The sequence below is a fragment of the Mycobacterium sp. RTGN4 genome, assembly GCF_033804635.1.
GTDB lineage: Bacteria > Actinomycetota > Actinomycetes > Mycobacteriales > Mycobacteriaceae > Mycobacterium.
In genome coordinates this window covers 109,139-130,033 of the sequence record NZ_JAPZLB010000002.1, presented here as the reverse complement: position 1 = coordinate 130,033, position 20,895 = coordinate 109,139, and the positions used below count along the sequence as shown (strand labels likewise).

The following is a 20,895-nucleotide window of genomic DNA, read 5'->3' as shown; positions in this document are numbered from 1 at the left end:
CGAATCACGCTGCGGCGTCTGGCTCTTACGTCGTCGCACCAGGTGGTACGGAGACCGGAACGCGGCTGGGCCAAGGTTGTGGCACCGGGCGTTGGCGTACGCGCAGCGGCCACCAGAACCAACGTCCGAGCAGTGCTGCCAGGGACGGCGTCATGAGTGAGCGCACCACGAGCGTGTCGAAGAGCAGACCGAGCCCAATGGTGGTGCCGACCTGGCCAATCACGATCAGGTCGCTGACCGCCATCGCCGCCATCGTGAAGGCGAACACCAAGCCCGCGGACGTCACCACCGAACCCGTGCCTGCCATGGACCGAATGATGCCCGTGTGCAACCCGGCGTGAATCTCCTCCTTCATCCGGGAGACCAACAGGAGGTTGTAGTCCGCACCGACCGCGAGCAGCACGATGACCGACATCGGCAACACCATCCAGTGCAGCGGGATACCGATGAGGTGCTGCCAGATCAGAACCGAAAGGCCAAAGGATGCACCAAGACTCAGCACCACCGTCCCGACGATGACCACCGAGGCAACCACGGCCCTGGTCAGCAAGACCATGATGAGGAAGATCAGGATCAGCGCGGCGACCGCTGCGATGAGCAGGTCGTAGTCGGCACCTTGTTGCATGTCCTTGTACATGGCCGCGCTGCCGCCGACGTAGACCGTCGAACCCTCCAGCGGTGTGCCCTTGATGGCGTCCGCGGCGGCGATGCGAAGCGGCTCGATGTGCGAGGTGCCCTCCTCGCTCAACGGATCACCTTGATGGAAGACGGTGAACCTGACGGCGTGACCGTCGGGCGAGAGGAACAACTTGATGCCCCGCTGGAAGTCGGCCGTCTCGAACGCTTCCGGCGGCAGATAGAAGTTGTCGTCGTTTCTGGCGGCGTCGAACGCCTGACCCATCGCGGTGGAGTCCTCTTGCATGGCCATGTTCTGGTCCTGCTGAGCCTTCTGCGCCTGGTGCTGGTTGAGCAAGTACTGCTTCTGGTTCTTCATCGTCTGGATCATCGCCGGCATCAGCGCCGCCAGTTGCGGTGTGAGTTGGGCCAGATTTTCGATGTCGGGCACCAGATCCTGGAAGTCGTCGGACAGCGTGCTGATTCCGTCGAGAGTGTCGAAGATCGACCGCAGCGACCAGCAGACCGGGATGTCGAAACAGTGCGGCTCCCAATAGAAGTAGCTGCGTATCGGCCGGAAGAAGTCGTCGAAGTCGGCGAGGTGATTACGGATCTCGTTGGTGTCGGTCGAAGTGTTCTTGAACTTGTCGGCCATCCGTCGCGTCACGTCGGCCATCTGCAGGGTGATGCCCTGCATCTTCGTCATCGAGTCGATGGTCACCTGCATCTCGTCGGCCTGCTTGAGCGTGTTCGCGAGCACCGTCTGCTGGTAGTCGTTGTTCAGGAGTTGGCCTGTGCCGCTTTGGCTCATCGTGTAGGCAAGGGATGCATGCTCCACCGGTTTGCCGTCGGGCCGCGTGATCGTCTGCACTTGCGCGATCCCGTGCACCCGCACCATCGCCTTGGCGATCTTGTCGATCACCAAGAAGTCCGCGGGATTGCGCAGATCGTGATCGGCCTCCACCATCACCAGTTCGGGATTCATCTTGGCGTCGGAGAAGTGCCGGTCGGCGGCCGCCATGCCGACGTTCGCGGCTACATCGTCGGGCAGGAAGATGCGGTCGTTGTAGGTGGTGTGATAGCCGGGCAGTGTCAACAGGCCGACGAGGGCCAACACGACTGCCATGCTGAGCACCGCGCCGGGCCAGCGCACGGTGGCGGCGCCGACGCGACGCCAGCCGCGGGACCGCTGCATCCGCTTGGGCTCCAACACCCGGCCGAAGCGGGTGACGAGCGAGATGAGCGCGGGTCCGAGCGTGAGTGCTGCGGCGACCACGATCGTCATGCCGACGGACAGCGGGATACCCATCGTCTGGAAGTACGGGAGCCGGGTGAAGTGCAGACAGAGCGTCGCCCCGGCGATGGTCATGCCCGACGCCAGCACGACGTGCGCCGTGCCGTGAAACATCGTGTAGTAGGCCGATTCTCGGTCTTCGCCTGATCTTCGCGCTTCCTGATATCGACCGATCAGGAAGATCGCGTAGTCGGTGGCGGCGGCGATCGCGAGCGTCACCAGCATGTTGGTCGAGAAGGTGGTGAGCCCGAAGACGTCGTGATAGCCGAGGAAGGCGACGATTCCGCGCGCCGAGAGCAGGCCGACCACCACCATGGAGAGCGTGATCGCCACCGTGACGACTGACCTGTAGACGAGTAGCAGCATGATCGTGATGACGCCGAACGTCAGCCCCTCGATCATCTTCATGCTCGCGTCGCCGACGACGTTCTGATCCGTCGTCGTCGCCGCCGGACCCGTGACGTACGCCTTCACACCGGGCGGTGCCTTGATGCCGCCGACGATGTGGCGAACGGACTCCACCGACTCGTTGGCGATGGTCTCGCCCTGGTCGCCGGCGATGTACACCTGCACGTAGGCGGCCTTGCCGTCGATGCTCTGGGCGCCGGCCGCGGTCAACGTGTCGCCCCAGAAGTCCTGGACGTGCTGCACGTGTGTGGTGTCGGCGCGCAGTTGCCGCACCATGTCGTCGTAGAAGGCGTGTGAGTCGGCGCCCAGCGGATTGTCGCCTTCGAGGACGATCATCACCGAACTACTGGTGTTGTATTCACCGAACACCTCGCCGACGCGCTTGGTCGCGATCAGCGCGGGCGCGTCGTTGGGGCTCATCGAAACGGCGCGCAGTTTTCCGACTTCTTCAAGCTGCGGCACCGTGGTGTTGAGGATCGCGACGATCGCGATCCACAGCAACACGATCGGGATGGCGAAGGTACGGATGAACCGCGGCAGCCGGGGACGCGCGGCATGGCGGGCAGGCGGAATGGCGTCGGTAGGGGCGTCGTCGAGAGAGGTACTCATGCGGCCTTCACCAAGCAGTACGTCGCGGGATGCACGCCCTGAGCCGTCCTTTCGTCCTTGACCTCGTCATCGACGGTGACGCGGCAGCTGATGGATTGGCCGTCGCTCTGAGCGAGCAGGTTGGGCATGACCGACGGCACTGTGGTCTCGAGTCGTAAGGACCACGGCAGCGGCACTTCCCCGGTGCGCTGCGGCAGGCCCTTGAGGTCGGTGTAGTTGATGATGGCGGCAGAGCCCGATCCGAAGACCTCGTAGACGACGACCTTGGGGTTGAACTTGTCCGCGGTATCCGAGCCGATTGGTGTCACCATGGCCCCATCGGAACCGAATACCGACCGCAGGTGGGACACGCTGACGGCGCCGACGACCACCGCCGCCACGATGAGCACGGGCAACCACACGCGCTTGACTACCGAGATCAGCACGGTGGCCTCGACGTCGAAATGCGTTGATACGACAGCGATCGGGTGCACGTACGCAAGTGGTCGAGGGCGGCGGTCAAAGTCGAGCCTTTCCACATGGAACCACGAACGGCCGGATCGGGCCGGTCTGAGTAGCCAACCTAAAGGACTGAAGCGGATAAGGTCAATCCACTTATGACGCGGATCACTTACACTGCATTTCGTGAGTGTCGAGGACGAGCCGCGCCGCGCGCTGCGCAAGGACGCCGAGCGCAATCGGCAGCGCGTACTCGAGGCTGCGCGGGAGTTGTTCGCGGCCAAGGGGCTTGAGGCCACGCTCAACGACGTGGCCCACCACGCGAACGTCGGGGTGGGAACGGTTTACCGGAGGTTCGCCACCAAGGAGGAACTCCTCGAGGCGATCTTCGAGGACGGCATCGACCAAATTGTCGGACTCGCGGAGTCCGCCCTGCAGCATGAGAATTCCTGGGACGGCTTCGTGTGGTTCGTCGAGCAGCTCTGCGAACTGACCGCGACCGATCGCGGCCTACGCGAGATGTGTTACAGCAAGGCCTACGGCGGATACCGCGTCGACTGCGCACGACTGCGACTCGACCCGCTGGTCTCGAAACTCGTCGAGCGAGCGCGCGCCGACGGGTATCTACGACCCGACGTCGCGCCGACGGACATGCCGATCGTGGGCCTGCTGGCCGGCACCGTGAGCGAATGGGCAGGCCACGTCGAGTCCGATCTATGGCGACGATACGTCGCGCTGCTACTCGATGGGATGCGGTACTGCGAGCACCAAAAGCGGCTCACCGTCAACGCATTGGAGGACGAGCAGATGGACGCGGCGATGCAGGGTTGGCATCCAGCTGGGTGAGCCCGTCCTCATCGTGATCCGGGCCAGCAGACCTCACGCCGTGATTCGAAGTTCGGCACCCGGATGCGAACTCAGCGTGATGACCACCGTGCCGCTACCCGTTTCGAACGTCGTGTTGGCGTAACCGATGAATCCGTAGTGCCCATCGATCGTCGATACCGCGGTGATGTCCCTGCTTCCAGAGGCGCCAGTGTCGAGATTCGCCCAGGCGGCGGTCACGGTAAGCGCACAGGAACCGTCGTAGATGCCGGCGTCGTAGTGAATCGCGACGCGAACACCGTTCTCGAGACGGTCGTCGACCTGCACTGGCGTCACCTGAGCCTCGGCGCTGACGCTACCGGCACACGTCGGGGACGCCACCACCGGAACTCGACCGAGTTGCGCGAAGGCATCGGCGTGGGCCGTTGCTACCCACAACCAAGGCACAGTCACCGCGACGGCGAGCGCGCAGGCGACACGGAGCGGAGTCATGCCTCTGTTATCGACGGTCACAGCCGCAGCGTTAGCGCATGGTCGGACACGGCGATGAATTTCGCCGCCCTTTCCCGTCTGCATTCACATACCCATGACCCACATTCGAGGAGAGCATGATGGCCGCCACTTACACGTTCGACGCCTTTTCCAGCCTCGACGGCTTCGGCGGCGTCAGCAGCGGCGACTGGGGCGGTTACTGGGGTAAGCAAGGCCCGGAACTGCTCAGCCACCGCCTCGCCTTATACGAGGAGGAACAGCGGATGGTGTTTGGGCGCAACACATATCAGGCATTCGCGCAGATGATCGCCTCGAACACCGACGACTCGGTGCGTGACCCATGGGTCACCCGGATGAGGAACCTACCGGCGACGGTGGTGTCGACCACCCTGGATGGACCTCTCGACTGGCCCGACGCAACCGTCGTGAGCGGTGATGCCGTCGACGTCGTCGCCTGCCTCAAAAAGGAGTCCGAAGTCCCGTTGCGCTCGCACGGCATCCTGTCGATGAACCGGGCACTGATGGCCGCCGGCTTGGTCGACCGCGTGCAGGTGACACTCTTTCCCGTCATCACCGGTCAGACCGGTGATGATCCGATCTTTCAGGGTGCGGCCGACTTCGACCTCGAGATGATCGAGAGCCGCACGCTCGACGGCAATATCCAGGAGCTCATCTACTGCCCCACCCTGCATGTCTGAGTAGTCAAGGACCAACTGCGACAATCACTTTGCCGCTGGTCACTACCGGTGAACATAGCGCTCTAGACCGTCGAGCGCTCTTTTGTCCGTACCGGGGCGGAATAGCGCCCCGGATGTCGGAGGTTGCTCCTCGGAGATGGAAACACCATACGGAGGCAATGCATGAGAATCGGAATCATCGGGGCAGGTCAGATTGGCGGCACGCTGGTGCGTCGGTTCCGCGAACTTGGACACGAAGTCAGCGTGTCGAACTCGCGTTCTCCTGAAACACTTGCAGACCTCGCGAATGAAACGGGTGCGACGGCGGTGTGGGCCACGGACGCCGCGGCTGATGCCGACCTCGTCGTCGTGAGCATTCCGCAGAAGAACGTCCCCGACCTCGCCGACGGAATCGTCGATGCCCGCAAGCCAGGTGCCCCCGTCATCGAGACGAACAACTACTACCCCCAGCAGCGTGACGGTGAGATCGCGGGGATCGAGGACGGTCAGCTCGAGAGTGCGTGGGTCGCCGAGCAGATCGGTGCACCGGTGTACAAGGTGTTCAACGGGATCTGGTGGAAGCATCTGCTCGAGAAGGGGACGCCGAACGGCACACCGAACCGCATCGCGCTGCCGATCGCCGGCGAGGACGGACCGGGCCGTGAACTGGTCCACGGCATCGTCGAACAACTCGGATTCGAGCCCGTCGATGCCGGTCCGATTTCCGAATCGTGGCGCCAGCAGCCAGGAACGCCGGTGTACGGCAAGGATTTCGACTCGGACGACACCCTAAAGGCGCTCGCCGAGGCGACGCCCGAGCGAACGTCCGAATGGAGCGCGCGCACGGCGTGAGTAGGTTCCTTCGGCCTCACCCCCACACCGACTGGGGTGGCCGATTAGGCTAGGTAACCGATGGGCGCAGCGTTGACCCTGCTCCCCTGGTTCAGGACCTGCTCGGAGGAAATTTATGCGTCGGTGGCTGTCGAATCAGGCAATGGCGGGAATGGCGATCGTCTGTGTGGCGCTGGTCGTAAGCGGTTGTGAGGCCCAGGCCGGGGGTAGCCCGCCGGCCGCGGAGAACACCCCGCAAGCAACGGTCAGCGCCCCGGAGGCCTCGCTTCCTGCGCTGCCCGAAGCGCCACCCGGCCAGTCGGCGGCGTCGTTCGACGGCCTCGACGCGCGCGTCCGTCAAGCTACCGCCGACGCGGCGAAGTCTGGGGCCGACATCGAGACCGTGGTGCTGGACCGCAACACCGGCCAGCTCGTCTCCAACGGGGACAACAAGCCCTTCCCGATCGCGTCCGTGGTGAAGCTGTTCATCGCCGACGACCTGCTGCTGCAGGAGTCCCAGGGCAAGACCAAACTCTCCGCTGCCGACCGCCAGTCACTCGACATCATGCTGCGCTCCTCCGACGACGGCGCGGCCCAGAATTTCTGGGACCGGAGCGGCGGTAACGCCGTCATCGCGCGCGTCAAGGCGCGGTACGGGTTGCCGGGCACGACGGCACCGTCCAACGGGCATTGGGACGTGACCACAAGTACCGCAAGCGATCTGGTTCATTACTACGACATGCTGCTGAACGGAAGCGGCGGGCTGCCACCCGAACAGGCCAACGTCATCATCGGCAACCTCGCGCAATCCACACCGACGGGAACCGACGGGTATCCGCAGCGGTTCGGCATCCCCGAGGGGCTCTACGCCGAGCCTGTTGCAGTCAAGCAGGGCTGGTTCTGCTGCTGGAACGGCGCCAACCAGTTGCACGTGTCCACCGGCGTGATCGGACCCGAACGCCGCTACGTGATGGCGATCAGCTCGCTAGAACCCGACGACGCCGCCGCAGCCCGCGAGACCGTCACTCAGGCCGTCAAGACGATGTTCCCGGGCGGCAAGATCTAAACGCCGCTGGATTCGATCCTCAAACTTGGTGTCCACATCCGTTCTGCTACTTCGCGAGCTGGAGCTCGCGGCTGCGCAGGTGGGCTTCGACGTCGACGATGACCGAGTCGATCACACCGGGGTCGATCTCATCGGCAAGTGCGGTCGCACCGGCGAACCGAAACAGCTCGGCCCGCCGGCCCACGGCGCATCGCTGCCGTCCTCGAACAGAGCCCTGCCTTCGACACCGAACGTCACCGCGCCCGCGGGGTAGTAGGTGGTGGCCTCGACGACCACGGGAAGTGGGTTGCCCTGATACAACTTTCCGAGCCTGGTCGGTGTGTAGGAGAACTTGGCCACGGAACCGCCTTTCATCTAACGGTTACACGGTCCGCTGGCGACGCTATAAACGTTGTCACCGAACGCTTCTGGACTGGGCAGGCGTATGTGAGCGCGCGTGACCGGACTGAAGTCCTGGTGCACGAGCCCGGAGCAAGCATCTGTCAAGTCCTTGAGCGAAATCAACGCGCTGCGGCTACATGTTTCGAGAAGCAAAAGTTGGCAGACGTGTCGCGCGCGAGGCGCAGGTGGCCGGTATCCGAGCTCCATTCGGACATCGCGACCGCACACGCCATGAACTGAGAGCAAAATCGCGCCGACACGGGGGCACACGACGACGCCCGGTGTCGGGGCCCCGGGGGAGAATGGACGCGTCCATGTCCCACCTGATGAAGGGATCTGCAGTGAGTTACACCGCCGCCGACATCACCGAGCTCGACGATGTCCAGCACACTCGCCTGCGGCCTGCGGTGAATCTCGGTCTGGACGTGCTCAACACCGCGCTGCGGGAGCTGGTGGACAACGCGATCGAGGAGGTCGCCGACCCCAGCCACGGCGGTGCCGCGGTGACGATCACCCTGCACGTCGACGGATCTGTCAGCGTCGCCGACGACGGCCGGGGCCTGCCCGTCGACTCGGATCCGGTGAACGGGAAGAACGGCATCGTCAAGACGCTCGGCACCGCACGCGCCGGCGGCAAGTTCTCCGCGCATACCGACGCCGCCAGCACGGGTGCCGGACTGAACGGAATCGGTGCCGCGGCAGCAGTGTTCATCTCGGCACGTACCGACGTGGCGGTGCGCCGAGCCGGAAAGACCTACCTGCAGAGTTTCGGCGGCGGCTACCCCGGTGTGTTCGAGGGCAAGGACTTCGATCCGGACGCTCCGTTCACCCGCGCCGACACACAGAAGTTACGTGGCACCGGCAACCGCAAGCCCGACGCGCACGGCACCACGGTGCGCATCCTGTTCGACCCGATCGTCGTGCCGGACTCGACCGTCGACATCAACGAAGTGCTGCTGCGAGCGCACGCCGCTGCGCGGATGTCACCCGGGGTGCACCTCGTCGTCGTCGACGAAGGCTGGCCCGGCGAGGACATCCGGCCCGAGTTGCTCGAACCGTTCAGCGGCCCGTGGGGCACCGACACGCTGCTCGACCTCATGTGCGCCGCCGCGGGCACTCCCGCCCCCGGTGTGCGGGCTGTCGTGGAGGGTCGTGGGGAGTACACCACCGGCCGCGGCCCGACGCCGTTCCGGTGGTCGTTGACCGCCGGACCCGCTGAACCGGCCACCGTGGCCGCGTTCTGCAACACCGTCCGCACCCCCGGCGGCGGATCCCACCTGACCGCCGCGGTGAAGGGGCTGTCGGAGGCCCTGGCGGAACGGGCTTCCCGGATCCGAGACCTGGGACTGGCCAAGGGCGAGGAAGGCCCGGAACCGCAGGACTTCGCCGCGGTCACCGCACTGGCCGTCGATACCCGCGCGCCCGACGTGTCGTGGGATTCCCAAGCCAAGACTGCGGTGTCGTCGCGGTCACTGAACGTGGCGATGGCCCCCGACGTGGCCCGCGGCGTCAACATCTGGGCCGCCAACCCCGGCAACGGCGATACCGTGACGCTGTGGACCAAGCTGGCCCTCGAGTCCGCCAGGGCTCGGCGTAGCGCCGAGGGCGCGAAGGCCCGGTCCAGGGCGGCGTCGAAGGCCAAGGGGCTGGGTACGAATCTGTCGCTCCCGCCGAAGCTGTTGCCCAGCAAGGAGACCGGTCGTGGGTCGGGTGCCGAACTGTTCCTGTGTGAGGGCGATTCTGCACTGGGCACGATCAAGGCGGCCAGGGACGCCACCTTCCAGGCGGCGTTCCCGCTGAAGGGCAAGCCGCCGAACGTGTACGGGTTCACTGTGAGCAAGGCACGGATCAAGGACGAGTTCGACTCGATCGAACGCATCCTGGGCTGCGGGGTGCGTGACCACTGCGACCCCGAATCGTGCCGATACGACCGGATCCTGTTCGCCTCCGACGCCGACCCCGACGGCGGCAACATCAACTCGAGCCTCATCTCGATGTTCCTGGACTTCTACCGGCCACTCGTCGAAGCCGGGATGGTCTACGTGACGCTGCCACCACTTTTCGTCGTCAAGGACGGGACTCAGCGCGTGTACTGCCAGGACGAGTCCGAGCGCGACGCCGCCGTGACTCAGATGAAAGCCGCCTCCAAGCGGAGGGTGGAAGTACAGCGCAACAAGGGACTCGGCGAGATGGACGCCGACGATTTCTGGAACACCGTGCTGGATCCGCAGCGGCGCACCGTGATTCGCGTGCACCTCGATGACGGTGAATCGAAGCTGCATCACACTCTGTTCGGTGGGCCACCGGAGGGCAGGCGCTCGTGGATGGCGGATATCGCCTCCCGTGTCGACACCCTCGCTCTCGACCTCAGCTAGGAGAACTTCGTGACCTCCGTCATCGACCAGAACCCCGACCTGGTGCTCGACCAGAGCGCCGACGACTACTGGAACCGGTATCAGCTGACCTTCGCGCTCTACAGCGTCAGCGACCGCGCCATCCCCTCCGCGTTCGACGGGCTCAAGCCGGGCCAGCGCCGTCTGCTCTACCAGATGCACGATTCCCGACTGCTGCCCGGCAACAAGCCGCAGAAGTCCTCGAAGGTCTGCTCGGCCGTGACAGGCAACCTGCATCCCCACGGCGGCGCGTCGATGTACGGAGCCGCGGCGCTGATGGCCGCCGAATTCCAGCGTGTGAAAGTCATTGACGGACAAGGGGCCTTTCCCCGCATCCAAGGCGACATCCCCGCGGCCGACCGCTACACCGAGATGCGGTTGTCGGCACCCGGTGCCGCGCTGACCGCCGAGCTCGACGATCACGCCGTACCGATGGTGCAGACGTTCGACGGTGAATGGACCGAGCCGACGATGCTGCCGGCGCAGTGGCCGGTGCTGCTGTGCAACGGCGCCGTGGGCATCGCCGAAGGCTGGGCCACCAAGGTGCCCGCGCACAATCCCCGCGAGATCATGGCGGCCTGCCGAGCGCTGCTGGCCAGGCCGAACACGACTGACGACACGTTGATGAAGCTCATTCCAGGGCCCGACTGGGGATGCGGTGCCACGGTTGTCGGCGCGACCGGACTGCGCGAGTACATGACCACCGGGCGGGGGCTGTTTACGGTACGCGGCACGGTGTCGGTGGACGGGAAGAACGTCATCGTGACCGAGCTCCCGCCGGGTGTCGCCAGTTCGACTGTGCAGGAAAGGATCCGGGCGCTCGTAGAATCCGGCGAAATGTCGGGGGTGGCCGATATGTCCGATCTGACCGACCGGCGTAACGGGCTGCGCATCGTGGTCACTGCCAAGCGCGGACACAGCGCCGAGACGATCCGCGACCAGCTGCTCGCCCTGACTCCACTGGAATCGACGTTCGCCGCCAGCCTGGTCGCGCTCGACGAGGATCGGGTGCCCCGCTGGTGGACGGTGCGGGAGTTGATCGGCGCGTTCCTGCACCTGCGCGATTCGGTGGTGTTGCGGCGCAGTGAGTACCGCCTCGAGAAGGTCGCAGCGCGGCGTCACTTGGTGGCCGGTCTGATGACCATTCACCTGGACATCGACGCAGCGGTGGCGGTCATCCGCGGCTCCGAGACCGTCGACGACGCACGCCAGGGGCTGCAAGACCGGTTCAAGATCGATGAGGAACAGGCGAATTATGTTCTAGGACTTCAGCTTCGGCGTCTGACCAAGCTCGACGTGATCGAATTGCAGGCCGAAGCGGAGAAGCTGGACGCCGAGTTCACGGCGCTCACCGAGCTGGTGTCCAACCCCGAAGCCCGCCGGAAGGTGATCGACCAGGAGCTCGTGGAGACCGCCAAACTGTTCAAAGGCCCCGAGTTCGACCGGCGCACCGTGCTGGACTTCGACGCCACCCCCGTGGCGTCCGGCTCCGACGAGGACGGCCCGCGCGAGCGGAAAGTCAACGCGTCCTGGCGGCTTGACGATCGGGGTGTGTTCTCCGACAGCCACGGAGACCTGCTCACCTCGGGTCTGGGTTGGGCGGTGTGGTCCGACGGGCGAATCAAGTTCACCACGGGAAGCGGTCTGCCCTACAAGATCCGCGACATCCCGGTGGCTCCGGACATCATCGGGCTGGTGCGTTCGGGGGTGCTGGCCGATGGCAACCACCTGGCTCTGGTGACCCGGCGCGGGAAGATTCTCCGTATCGATCCCGCCGCGGTGAATCCGCAGGGCGCGGCAGGCAACGGAGTGGCGGGCATGAAGCTGGCAGGTGACGGTGACGAGATCGTCGCCGCGTTGCCAGTCACCTGTGCGAACGGCGAGGCGATCCTGTCGAGGTCTGAAAAGGGCTGGAAGGTAACCGAAGTCGCGGATATCCCAGTGAAGGGCCGCGGCGGCGCCGGTGTGGGATTCCATCCATTCGTGGCCGGCGAGGATGCCCTGTTGTCGGTGTCGATCTCTGCGACCGGGTTCGTGCGTAGCGGCAGGTCGGTGCGCGCCGAGAATCGGGCGAAGTCGACGGTGAAGGGGTCGGGCGGGGAGATAACGCCCGCTGGTTAGCGACGTGGTGTCGTGGTGATGTGCACGTGGTCGTAGTGGCCGTAACCCGAGCCAGCCGGACCGCCCGGCGTGTAGTACGTGCCACGCCAGATCACATCCTGTAACCCGAATCGGGCCGCGTTGGACATCGCAAACGCGAGGATCTCGTTTCCGAGCGCGATGCCCTCTGGGCTCGAGGGGTTGGGAATCATGATGTCGATCGCCAGACCGCTCGGATGCCACGGTTTCGAGTCCGGCCGAACTCCGTCGATGGTGGCAATCTGGGGGAACCTCGCGCTCACGGCCCTGGCCGCCATGATCGTGTTGGGCTGTAACCCGGCCTCGGATGCGACGCCGATGGGCAACGCCTCCGGGATATCGACGGCCGCCGCGAGGTCGGCGGGGATCGGGGGCGCAGCCTCCGGTGTCGGAGGTGCGGCGGCAGCGTCAACCACCGCCTGCTGTTGCGGTGTCAACCCGGCGTACTGCGCCTCCGCGGCGGCGATCTGACGCATTAGTTCGCGCCACTTGGTCTGCAGGTCTGCGCGCACCGCGGAGGCCTGCTCGGCGGCGGCGCGGGAGTCGGAGGCCGACATCTCTGACGCCGCGGCGGCGGCGGCCGCCCGCTCACGCCCTGAGCGAAGGGCCTTCAACTCGTCGGCCATCTGCTCGGCTACCACCCGCTGGAGCGACAGCTGGTCGATCAGCTGCTGCGGCGAGGTCGCGGTCAGCATCGCCGCGAATTGATTGGTGCCTCCACCCATGTAGGTCATGGCAGCCAATCGGTCGACCGCGGCCTGAAAGGGCTCGAGTTCGGTGTTCGCGACCTCGAGGGCGGTCAGGTCAGCGCCATGGCGCTCTTCGGCAGCTGTCTGGGCAGCACGTTTGGCGTCGACATCGCGTTGGGCCGTTGTGACGGCCTCGCGAGTCTGCACCGCCTGACGGGACAACTCGTTGAGGGTGGACATCGCGTCAGCCGCCGGATCCGCCATCACGCCGCTCATCGACATCGCCAGCACCAGTGCCGCGGCTGCCGAGCCGTATGCCGTTCGCCGAAGTGAACGGCGCACCCGGGTCATTCGGCTTGTCACGATCCTTCGCGTTGGGGACCGATCTGGTCCGGCACGTGCGTCCCGGACAGGCTACGAAGTGGCATTGCCGATGTCCACTCGTCCGTCAGGCTGGGTGCCTGACGGGGGACTCGCGTTCTAGATGGCTCCGGGTGTGCCGGGCAGGCTGAGCCCACCGTCGGTATTGGGCACCATCTGCCCGCCGCCGCCCGGCAGCGGGTTGATTCCAGTGTTCGCCGGACCCCATTCGTGGGAAGGCGACTCATCCCAGGCGCCGCCGGCGCACATCGGATGCCGCCACCCAAACACGTCGCATCCCGGATCATCGGGCGTCGCGTTCGCCGAGACGGTTGCACCCATCAGGGCCATCCCGGCGATCACCCCCGCCGCAGCGGTTGTCAACAGCTTCTTGCACAACCCCGACGCCGTCAAAGAGTCCATACAATGCTCCTCCGAACGAGTGGCAGCGTGTGCCGCCTCCGCACGGCAGATCCTATGACGTGGTGCGGTCCGCGAAAGCCGAATGCGCGCTTTGTTTTTCGACGCACATGTCAATTGGATGGCGCCCCTGCCGCGGGAAGGGCGCTGTCGATGAGGACGACTGCGATAGCGGCGGCGGTAGCGAAGGTGTCGGAGTTGAGGACTCGGTTGCGGGCCGAAGCGCCATCCAATAGCAGCGCCAGTTGTTCGCCGAGCTGTTCGGGGTTGGTGGCGCCTGCCTCACGCGCGGTGTCGACTAGCCGCGCGGCAAAGGCTTTCTTGTAGTCGCTGGCGTGCACGCGAGCCGGGTGGGCCGGGTCGTGGATTTCGACGGCCGCCGCGATGAACGGGCACAGCGGCCCGTGAAGGTCGAACGCGGCGAGGAGCCGTTCGCGGGGGGTCAGGTCAGTGCGGTCGAACACTTCGGGAAGAAGGTCGGGATCGAATCGGCGCAGGTGTTCGGCGATCAGCTCATCCTTGCTGGCGAAGTGCTGGTAGAAGGTGCGCTTGGACACCTGGGCCACCGCGCAGAGCTGGTCCAGGCCGGTGCTGTTGATGCCTTGGTCGCGGAACAGTTGTTGTGAGGCGCTGAGGATGCGCTCGCGTGCGCCCCTGCCGCGGCGCAGGCCGCGGGGCCCCTTCTCCAACTCTGTCATGCACCGAGCGTAGCCCAGTTGGGTACCGATCTGTGTACATAGCTTGCAATCGACGTAAGCGCTCTATACGTTAAGTACGCAGATCGGTGTACATAGCATCGGCGGCATCGAAGGAGGAGCAACCGTGGGAAAGCTCGATGGCAAGGTCGCAGTGATCACCGGCGCGACAAGCGGTATGGCGCTGGCCGGTGCGAAGTTATTCGTCGACGAAGGAGCTCACGTCTTCGTCACGGGCCGACGGCAGGAGGCGGTGGACGAGGCGGTCGCGCTGATCGGCCGGAACGTGACTGGCGTGCAAGGCGATTCGGCCAACCTCGGTGATCTGGACCGACTGTTCGACGAAGTCAAGCGGGAGAAGGGCGCGATCGACGTCTTGTGGGCGAGTGCCGGGACGGGCGAGCAGAGCCGGCTCGGCGAGATCACCGAGGAGCACTTCGATGCCGCCTTCTCGCTGAACGCGCGCGGCACCCTGTTCACGGTCCAGAAGGCACTGCCGCTGTTCAACGACGGCGGATCGATCTTCATGACAGGGTCGAACGCATCGCTCAAGGGCTACCCCGAGTGGAGCGTGTACGCAGCGAGCAAGGCCGTACTGCCCGCCTACGCACGGGTGTGGGTGTCCGAGTTGAAGGACCGCAGGATCCGGGTGAACGTGCTGACCCCCGGCCAGGTCGCCACTCCGATCCAGGAGCAGTTGTTCGATGCGGAGACGAAGGCGCAATTCGAGGCAATGATCCCGCGGGGAAAGATGGGCAGCCCCGACGAGATCGCTTCGGTCGCACTGTTCCTCGCCTCCGATGACTCGAGCTATATCAACGGCGTGGAATTGGTCGTCGATGGCGGCGTCGCGGCGATCTGATGACCTCCTTCGCCCCGCACCGCGACACGGTGGAATTCTTCGTCGACTGCATGCACGGCGGCGCAGACAAAGACGCGCTTTCCGGAATCCTCGCCGAGGGCGTGGTGCTTTACGGCCCGCTCGGCGATGAGCCACTCACTGGCCGCGCGGCAGTTCTGGAAGCCATCCGAGGGGTCGGCGCGATGGCGTCCGACCTCACCTACAAGGAGGTCCTCAGCGGAGAGACGCACCACGCCGCGTACTTCCGGCTGCAGATCGAAGACACCGTGGTCGACGGGATGGACTACATCCAGCTCGACTCGGACGGCAAGATCGCCGAGGTGACCATATGGTGGCGCCCGCTGCCGTCCGGCGTCCAGATGCAGGGGCACCTTGCGGGCCTCCTCGGCATGCGACCCTGGAGACTTCTCACCGATATCGGGTAACGGTGGGGTTCGATCCCGAGGTGGGCAAGTGTTCGGCCGATCCACGCAGAGGTGTGCCCGAACCTTCCACCTCACATCCCTGAGCAGTGCCCCAAACACCCTGCATCACAACAGGACTGGCGTCGTGGTTCAGTGGCTGTGGTGCTGCTCGTTGCTGCCCTTGTGGCCCTGGCCCTCGTGGTCGCCGTGCGGGGCAGAATCATGGGGGAACGGGGCGTGCTGCTGGGTGGTGGCGCTGCCGGGGGCGGGGACGGCGGTGACGTTGGGGCCCCGCGTCGCGTCCTCGAGCGCGTCGGTGATCGTGCTGGCGTCTTCGACGGCCGGTCCGGCGGTGCCGGTCATGGGAGTTCCGTCGACCTGGGTGATGGTCGCGGTGTCGGCGTGGGCCGATGCGGCGATGGCCACGACCGTTCCGCCGAGGCCGGCGAGGCCGAAGGTGAGGATGGCCGCGGCGGTGGCGATGCGGGTGGTGATCATGTGTGACTGCATGAGAACGAGCATCGGGCGCGGTCCTCAACGAAACCTCAACGCCGACGAGGCCCGTCGGCCTATAAGCCGCCATATTGACGTTTCGGCTGATTGAATGGACGCACACAGGGGTCGGCCGTTCGCGGGAGTGCGCAGCACCATGGATGACACGGTCGTAGACGGCGGGGACGCCACCAAGGGTTCGCCGACCGGCGGGGACGCTACCCAAGGCACGCCGCCGGCCGGGAACGCCACCCAAGGCACGGAGCCGGTCCGCACCTTTGGGCGCTACGAACTGTTGTCACTGGTGGGCGCGGGTGGCATGGGCCAGGTGTGGCGGGCACGCGACCGGCAAACCAATCGGATCGTCGCGCTTAAGGTGTTGCCGGAGCACTCCGCCGAGGACGAGGAACCGCGTGAACGGTTCCGGCGGGAGTGCGAGGCGGTGGCACAGCTGACCGAGCCGCACGTCATTCCGATCCACGACTTCGGCGACTTGGACGGTCGGCTCTTCCTCAACATGCGGTTGGTCGACGGCATCGACTTGCGCACGTTGATCAAACAGGAAGGTGCACTGACGCCCACCCGTGCGGTGGCGATCATCGTCCAGGTGGCCGGCGCACTTCAGGCAGCCCACGACGTCGGACTGGTACACCGAGACGTCAAACCGTCGAACATTCTGGTGTCCGACAACGACTTCGCCTACCTGATCGACTTCGGAATTGCTCACGCATCCGGCGACCACACGCTGACGAGGGCCGGCGAGACCATCGGCACCGCGGCGTACATGGCGCCGGAGGCCATCGGTGCCGCCGTGAAAACCCATGCGCGCGTGGACGTGTACGCGCTGGCGTGCGTACTACACGAATGCTTGACGGGCAAGCCACCGTTTTCAAGCGACATGGGCATACAAGGCATGATCGCCCACCACCTACACACTCCGCCACCACGACCCAGCGCCAGCGTTCCCGACGTACCAACCGCTCTCGATGCTGTCATCGCCAAGGGCATGGCCAAGGATCCCGACGAGCGCTACCCGACCGTTCGGGACCTCGCCACCGCGGCACGCACGGCAACGGGCGCCACCGACACCGCGGCGATCGTGCCGCTAAAGCAACTAAAACTGCCGTCGCGCAAGATCATCGCCATTCTCGCCGCAGCGGTGGTGGCGATCGTTCTGGCCGCGGTCATCATCGCCGCGCAGCCGTCATCCGATACCGCTCAGCCATCAACCGACGATGGCGGCACTTCAGCCCCACCAGTCGGCCAGGGTTACTCCTCACAGGCTGTGTTGCCGTTTACGGACATTCGCGTCGCTGGCGGGGTCGCGGTCGATCCTGCCGGGACCGCGTACGTCACCGCCATCGGCAGGGATCGGGTGCTGCGACTGGACGTCGACGCGACTGCGGCGACCCAGCTGCCGGTCAGCGGGCTCAAGAACCCGCGAGATGTGGCGGTCGATGCGAAGGGCGGCGTGTACGTCGCCGACTCGAGTAACGACCGGGTGGTGTGGCTGCCTGCGGGCGCGTCTGCGGCGGCCACGCTGCCGTTCACCGGCCTCAACGATCCTCGCGGCATCATCGTCAGTCCGGCGGGCGATGTCTATGTCGTCGACAGTGGAAACAATCGGGTGCAGTTTCTGGCGGCAGGTGCGACGACGGCGACCACACTGCCCTTCATCGGCCTCAACGACCCCCGCGGCGTCGCCATCGATGCGGCAGGCGGTGTCGTCGTCACCGACACGGGTAACAACCGAGTGATGCAGCTGGCGGCAGGCTCGACGATCGCCCACGCGCTACCGTTCACCGGCGTCAACGATCCCCAGGGCGTGGCCGTCGACTCGAAGGGCAATGTCTACGTCACCGACCGCGGCAACGCCGCAATCGTCGAACTTCGGCCGGGCGCGACCGCGGCTATCCCGCTGCCCTTCACTGGCCTGAACGACCCTCAAGGGGTGGCGGTCGACGGGGCGGGCAACGTCTATGTGACCGACGCGGGCCCCAATCCCGTGGTGAAACTTACTGCCGCCCAATGAGTCTGGACTTTGGGGTGCTGGGTCCACTACAGGTCAGCGTGGACCGCCAGCCGGTACCGCTGGGCACCCCGAAGCAGCGCGCGGTGCTCGCGCTGCTTCTGATCAACCGCAACCGCCCGGTGCCGAGGGACTCGATCATCGATGCGATATGGGGGGATTCGGGGCACGCCGACGCGACCCACAACCTGCATGTCTACGTAGCGAACCTGCGCAAGATCTTCGGCTCCGCCGGGGTCGACCCACGCACCGTGTTGGCAAGCGCGCGGCCGGGCTACCGGCTCAACGTGCCCGAGCTCTCGTGTGATCTAGGGCGATTCGCGACAGAGAAGGCGGCGGGCGTGCAAGCGGCCGCCGCAGGCCGGTTCGGGCAGGCCAGCGACCGACTCTCAGCCGCCCTTGCACAGTGGCGCGCCCCCGTCCTCGACGACTTGCGTGAGTTCCGATTCGCCGAATTGTTCGCCACCGCACTCGTCGAGGACAAGGTGGTGGCCCAAGTCATGCGCGCGGAGGCTGAAATCGCTTGCGGGCGCGGCGCTTCGGTGATCAGCGAGCTCGAGACCCTCGTCGCCGAACATCCCTATCGCGAGCCCCTGTGGGCCCAGCTGATCACGGCCTACTACGTGTCCGAGCGGCAAACCGATGCCCTCGACGCGTACCGCCGATTGAGATCCACGCTGTCCGAGGAACTCGGCATCGACCCCGGTCCGACCCTCCACACCCTGCACCAGCAGATCCTGCGCCAAGAGCCATTGGACGTCCTACGAATCGCGCAGAGCGACGCATCCGCCGTCTTCACCATGCTCGAATTTCACACGTCGACGTCCAGTCCCGCGCCGACCCACAGGGCGCAGCTCCGTGACGCCGCGGGACGCTGCTACCCGCTAGAGACGGTGGCCACCGGGATCGGTCGCCGCGACGACAACGCCGTCGTGATCGACGACCCCAGGGTGAGCAGGTACCACGCCACGGTGATCGACACCGGCGCCAGCTTCGTGATCAACGACCTCCGGTCGGCCAACGGAGTGCAGGTGGCCAACCAGCGCATTCGCGGCAGCGCAACGCTCTCCGACAGCGACGTCATCACCATCGCCGGCTACCAGTTCACGTTCGAGCTCGCACCCGCCGAGCCACCCGCCCCGTAATCGGCCCGGCAACACTTTCGTCGGCGTTGAGGTTTCGTTGAGGACCGCGCCCGATGCTCTATCTCATGCAGTCACACATGATCACCACCCGCATCGCCACCGCCGCGGCCATCCTCACCTTCGGCCTCGCCGGCCTCGGCGGAACGGTCGTGGCCATCGCCGCATCAGCCCACGCCGACACCGCGACCATCACCCAGGTCGACGGAACCCCCATGACCGGCACCGCCGGACCGGCCGTCGAAGACGCCAGCACGATCACCCACGCGCTCGAAGACGCGACGCGGGGCCCCAACGTCACCGCCGTCCCCGCACCCGGCAGCGCCAACACCCAGCACCACGCCCCGTTCCCCCATGATTCTGCCCCGCACGGCGACCACGAGGGCCAAGGCCACAAGGGCAGCAACGAGCAGCACCACAGCCACTAAAACCCGCGCCCGGCGGGACGCACGCGGAGTTACCACCGGGCAATGCCGCAGTTTCGGTGTTTGACCTGTTCACGACGCGGGACGGTCACGTCTACCGAGGCACGGGATCCAGCTCGACATCAACGAAGAACGAGGGGACCCATGTCCAGCAAGAATCGAAGACGCGCAACGTGTCTCATTGCAATGAGTACCGCGCGATGACTCGCACCGCAAAGGGGTAGGCGCTTGTCAAGAGTCTGCCGCTGAGTCGACTACTCACCGAGACCGACGGACCGTTCGCGATGTCTGAAGATCTACGGCCCGCTGAACCCGGTGACACGCATGAGGTGGTGAGCGCTATAGCTACGTTACGTTCGGCCGAACCGTGCGATATATCGACCGCAATCGTTTCGAACCTGCGCGCTCTGCTCGGGCCGTCCGAGACTCCGTTCTGATCTCTTGCATAGGTTGTCTCTTCACCGAACGGTTCGTTTCTGAGACAGCATCGAGCGATGCACGCGCGGAAGTTCTTGTCGCTAGACCGTCCATCGTGACGCCTCTTTGCTGTTTTCCTTGTACCGTGGCGGCCCGACCACTCGAAGCGGCCTGACTGCTCGGGGAACACCACCAGGGTGGACACTATGACGTGGCCCTTTCTGCAACAGTGTTCAAAGTCGAACTTGGCGTCTCCGATGTCGATCACGGTTACTACGCCGATCACACGCTGACCGTAGCCCGTCATCCCAGTGAGACCGATGAGCGGATGGTGGTGCGGTTGTTGGCGTTTGGGCTGCGCGCACACCGGCTAAGCGAAGTCGACGGTGAGTTGGCGTTCGGGGCGGGCCTGTCGACCCCTGGTGTACCGGACTTGCGGCTCGCCGACTACACGGGCCGGATCCTGGAGTGGATCAACGTCGGCCAGCCCGATGAACGCGCCTTGGGCAAGGCGGCCAGCCAGGCAGACCAAGTGCTGCTGTTCCCGTTCGCCGCCGGAGTGGCCACCTGGTGGCGCACCGTCGGCCCCAAAGTGGCAGGGCTGCCGAACTTATGTGTTGTGCAGATACCGCATGAGCCGGTGCAGCAGCTGGCTCAGACTGTTGATCGACGGGTCTCGGCGCAGGTGATGGTGATGGAAGGTCAGGTGACGATGACCGTGGGCGGCGTCGACGTCACCTTCACGCCCGAGCCATTGGAGTGAACGTCTGAGCCAGAGGTGGTTGACCATAG

Annotated in this window: 21 protein-coding genes; 13 read left to right on the top strand and 8 right to left on the bottom strand. The window is 65.4% G+C overall.

Going from position 1 to position 20,895, the window contains the following annotated elements:
- Positions 1–25: 25 nt before the first annotated feature.
- Together SLQ30_RS04670 and SLQ30_RS04665 are read right to left on the bottom strand one after the other, a co-directional pair.
- On the bottom strand, positions 26–2,926 hold the full coding sequence (locus SLQ30_RS04670) for an MMPL family transporter (RefSeq protein WP_319448863.1): 2,901 nt from the start codon (positions 2,924–2,926) through the stop codon (positions 26–28).
- Entirely contained in the window at positions 2,923–3,348 is a 426-nt protein-coding gene (locus tag SLQ30_RS04665) for an MmpS family transport accessory protein (RefSeq protein WP_319448974.1), read from the bottom strand. Before SLQ30_RS04665 ends, SLQ30_RS04670 begins: the two co-directional genes overlap by 4 nt.
- 202 nt (positions 3,349–3,550) lie before the next feature.
- Between SLQ30_RS04665 and SLQ30_RS04660 the strand changes: the two genes are divergently transcribed.
- Complete coding sequence (locus SLQ30_RS04660; RefSeq protein WP_319448864.1) at positions 3,551–4,210, top strand: helix-turn-helix domain-containing protein; 660 nt, start codon at positions 3,551–3,553, stop codon at positions 4,208–4,210.
- A gap of 33 nt (positions 4,211–4,243) precedes the next feature.
- On the opposite strand, the gene SLQ30_RS04655 is transcribed toward SLQ30_RS04660, so the two are convergent.
- Positions 4,244–4,681 (bottom strand): hypothetical protein, encoded by a 438-nt coding sequence (locus SLQ30_RS04655; protein ID WP_319448865.1) that lies wholly within the window; start codon positions 4,679–4,681, stop codon positions 4,244–4,246.
- A 119-nt stretch (positions 4,682–4,800) separates the two neighbouring features.
- Between SLQ30_RS04655 and SLQ30_RS04650 the strand changes: the two genes are divergently transcribed.
- From SLQ30_RS04650 to SLQ30_RS04640, 3 genes are all read left to right on the top strand, one after another.
- Positions 4,801–5,379, top strand: a complete 579-nt coding sequence (locus SLQ30_RS04650; RefSeq protein WP_319448866.1) for a dihydrofolate reductase family protein — start codon at positions 4,801–4,803, stop codon at positions 5,377–5,379.
- Between the two features lie 147 nt (positions 5,380–5,526).
- Positions 5,527–6,210 (top strand): NADPH-dependent F420 reductase, encoded by a 684-nt coding sequence (locus SLQ30_RS04645; protein ID WP_413467944.1) that lies wholly within the window; start codon positions 5,527–5,529, stop codon positions 6,208–6,210.
- A gap of 115 nt (positions 6,211–6,325) precedes the next feature.
- Positions 6,326–7,255, top strand: a complete 930-nt coding sequence (locus SLQ30_RS04640; RefSeq protein WP_319448868.1) for a serine hydrolase — start codon at positions 6,326–6,328, stop codon at positions 7,253–7,255.
- A 111-nt stretch (positions 7,256–7,366) separates the two neighbouring features.
- Here the strand turns inward: SLQ30_RS04640 and SLQ30_RS04635 are convergent, their stop codons facing one another.
- Positions 7,367–7,594, bottom strand: coding sequence for a hypothetical protein (locus SLQ30_RS04635; RefSeq protein WP_319448869.1), 228 nt, complete (start codon positions 7,592–7,594; stop codon positions 7,367–7,369).
- A 383-nt stretch (positions 7,595–7,977) separates the two neighbouring features.
- On the opposite strand from SLQ30_RS04635, the gene SLQ30_RS04630 reads away from it, so the two are divergent.
- Complete coding sequence (locus tag SLQ30_RS04630) at positions 7,978–10,011, top strand: toprim domain-containing protein (protein ID WP_319448870.1); 2,034 nt, start codon at positions 7,978–7,980, stop codon at positions 10,009–10,011.
- A 9-nt stretch (positions 10,012–10,020) separates the two neighbouring features.
- Positions 10,021–12,150, top strand: a complete 2,130-nt coding sequence (locus SLQ30_RS04625) for a DNA gyrase subunit A (RefSeq protein ID WP_319448871.1) — start codon at positions 10,021–10,023, stop codon at positions 12,148–12,150.
- On the opposite strand, the gene SLQ30_RS04620 is transcribed toward SLQ30_RS04625, so the two are convergent.
- The 3 genes from SLQ30_RS04620 to SLQ30_RS04610 all read right to left on the bottom strand — a co-directional run bounded on the left by SLQ30_RS04620 (position 12,147) and on the right by SLQ30_RS04610 (position 14,335).
- Positions 12,147–13,208 (bottom strand): glycoside hydrolase, encoded by a 1,062-nt coding sequence (locus SLQ30_RS04620; RefSeq protein ID WP_319448975.1) that lies wholly within the window; start codon positions 13,206–13,208, stop codon positions 12,147–12,149. The two genes, SLQ30_RS04625 and SLQ30_RS04620, sit on opposite strands and share 4 nt — an antisense overlap.
- Positions 13,209–13,337: 129 nt before the next feature.
- Positions 13,338–13,640 (bottom strand): hypothetical protein, encoded by a 303-nt coding sequence (locus SLQ30_RS04615; RefSeq protein WP_319448872.1) that lies wholly within the window; start codon positions 13,638–13,640, stop codon positions 13,338–13,340.
- 110 nt (positions 13,641–13,750) lie between these two features.
- Complete coding sequence (locus tag SLQ30_RS04610; RefSeq protein WP_319448873.1) at positions 13,751–14,335, bottom strand: TetR/AcrR family transcriptional regulator; 585 nt, start codon at positions 14,333–14,335, stop codon at positions 13,751–13,753.
- Positions 14,336–14,459: 124 nt separating this feature from the next.
- Between SLQ30_RS04610 and SLQ30_RS04605 the strand changes: the two genes are divergently transcribed.
- Positions 14,460–15,194 (top strand): SDR family NAD(P)-dependent oxidoreductase, encoded by a 735-nt coding sequence (locus SLQ30_RS04605; protein WP_319448874.1) that lies wholly within the window; start codon positions 14,460–14,462, stop codon positions 15,192–15,194.
- A complete protein-coding gene (locus tag SLQ30_RS04600; RefSeq protein WP_319448875.1) occupies positions 15,194–15,619 on the top strand; it encodes a nuclear transport factor 2 family protein in 426 nt (141 codons plus the stop codon). Before SLQ30_RS04605 ends, SLQ30_RS04600 begins: the two co-directional genes overlap by 1 nt.
- 129 nt (positions 15,620–15,748) lie before the next feature.
- Here the strand turns inward: SLQ30_RS04600 and SLQ30_RS04595 are convergent, their stop codons facing one another.
- Entirely contained in the window at positions 15,749–16,108 is a 360-nt protein-coding gene (locus tag SLQ30_RS04595; RefSeq protein WP_319448876.1) for a hypothetical protein, read from the bottom strand.
- A 94-nt stretch (positions 16,109–16,202) separates the two neighbouring features.
- Between SLQ30_RS04595 and SLQ30_RS04590 the strand changes: the two genes are divergently transcribed.
- The 5 genes from SLQ30_RS04590 to SLQ30_RS04575 all read left to right on the top strand — a co-directional run bounded on the left by SLQ30_RS04590 (position 16,203) and on the right by SLQ30_RS04575 (position 20,866).
- Positions 16,203–18,122 (top strand): serine/threonine-protein kinase PknD, encoded by a 1,920-nt coding sequence (locus SLQ30_RS04590; protein ID WP_413467930.1) that lies wholly within the window; start codon positions 16,203–16,205, stop codon positions 18,120–18,122.
- The gene (locus tag SLQ30_RS04585) at positions 18,119–19,264 is read left to right on the top strand and encodes a BTAD domain-containing putative transcriptional regulator (protein ID WP_319448877.1); all 1,146 of its coding nucleotides are present in this window, start codon (positions 18,119–18,121) and stop codon (positions 19,262–19,264) included. Before SLQ30_RS04590 ends, SLQ30_RS04585 begins: the two co-directional genes overlap by 4 nt.
- Before the next feature lie 65 nt (positions 19,265–19,329).
- The gene (locus SLQ30_RS04580) at positions 19,330–19,689 is read left to right on the top strand and encodes a hypothetical protein (RefSeq protein WP_319448878.1); all 360 of its coding nucleotides are present in this window, start codon (positions 19,330–19,332) and stop codon (positions 19,687–19,689) included.
- 236 nt (positions 19,690–19,925) lie between these two features.
- Positions 19,926–20,123 (top strand): TatD family hydrolase, encoded by a 198-nt coding sequence (locus SLQ30_RS33090; protein ID WP_413467943.1) that lies wholly within the window; start codon positions 19,926–19,928, stop codon positions 20,121–20,123.
- Between the two features lie 191 nt (positions 20,124–20,314).
- Entirely contained in the window at positions 20,315–20,866 is a 552-nt protein-coding gene (locus SLQ30_RS04575) for a YaeQ family protein (RefSeq protein ID WP_319448879.1), read from the top strand.
- Positions 20,867–20,895: the final 29 nt, after the last annotated feature.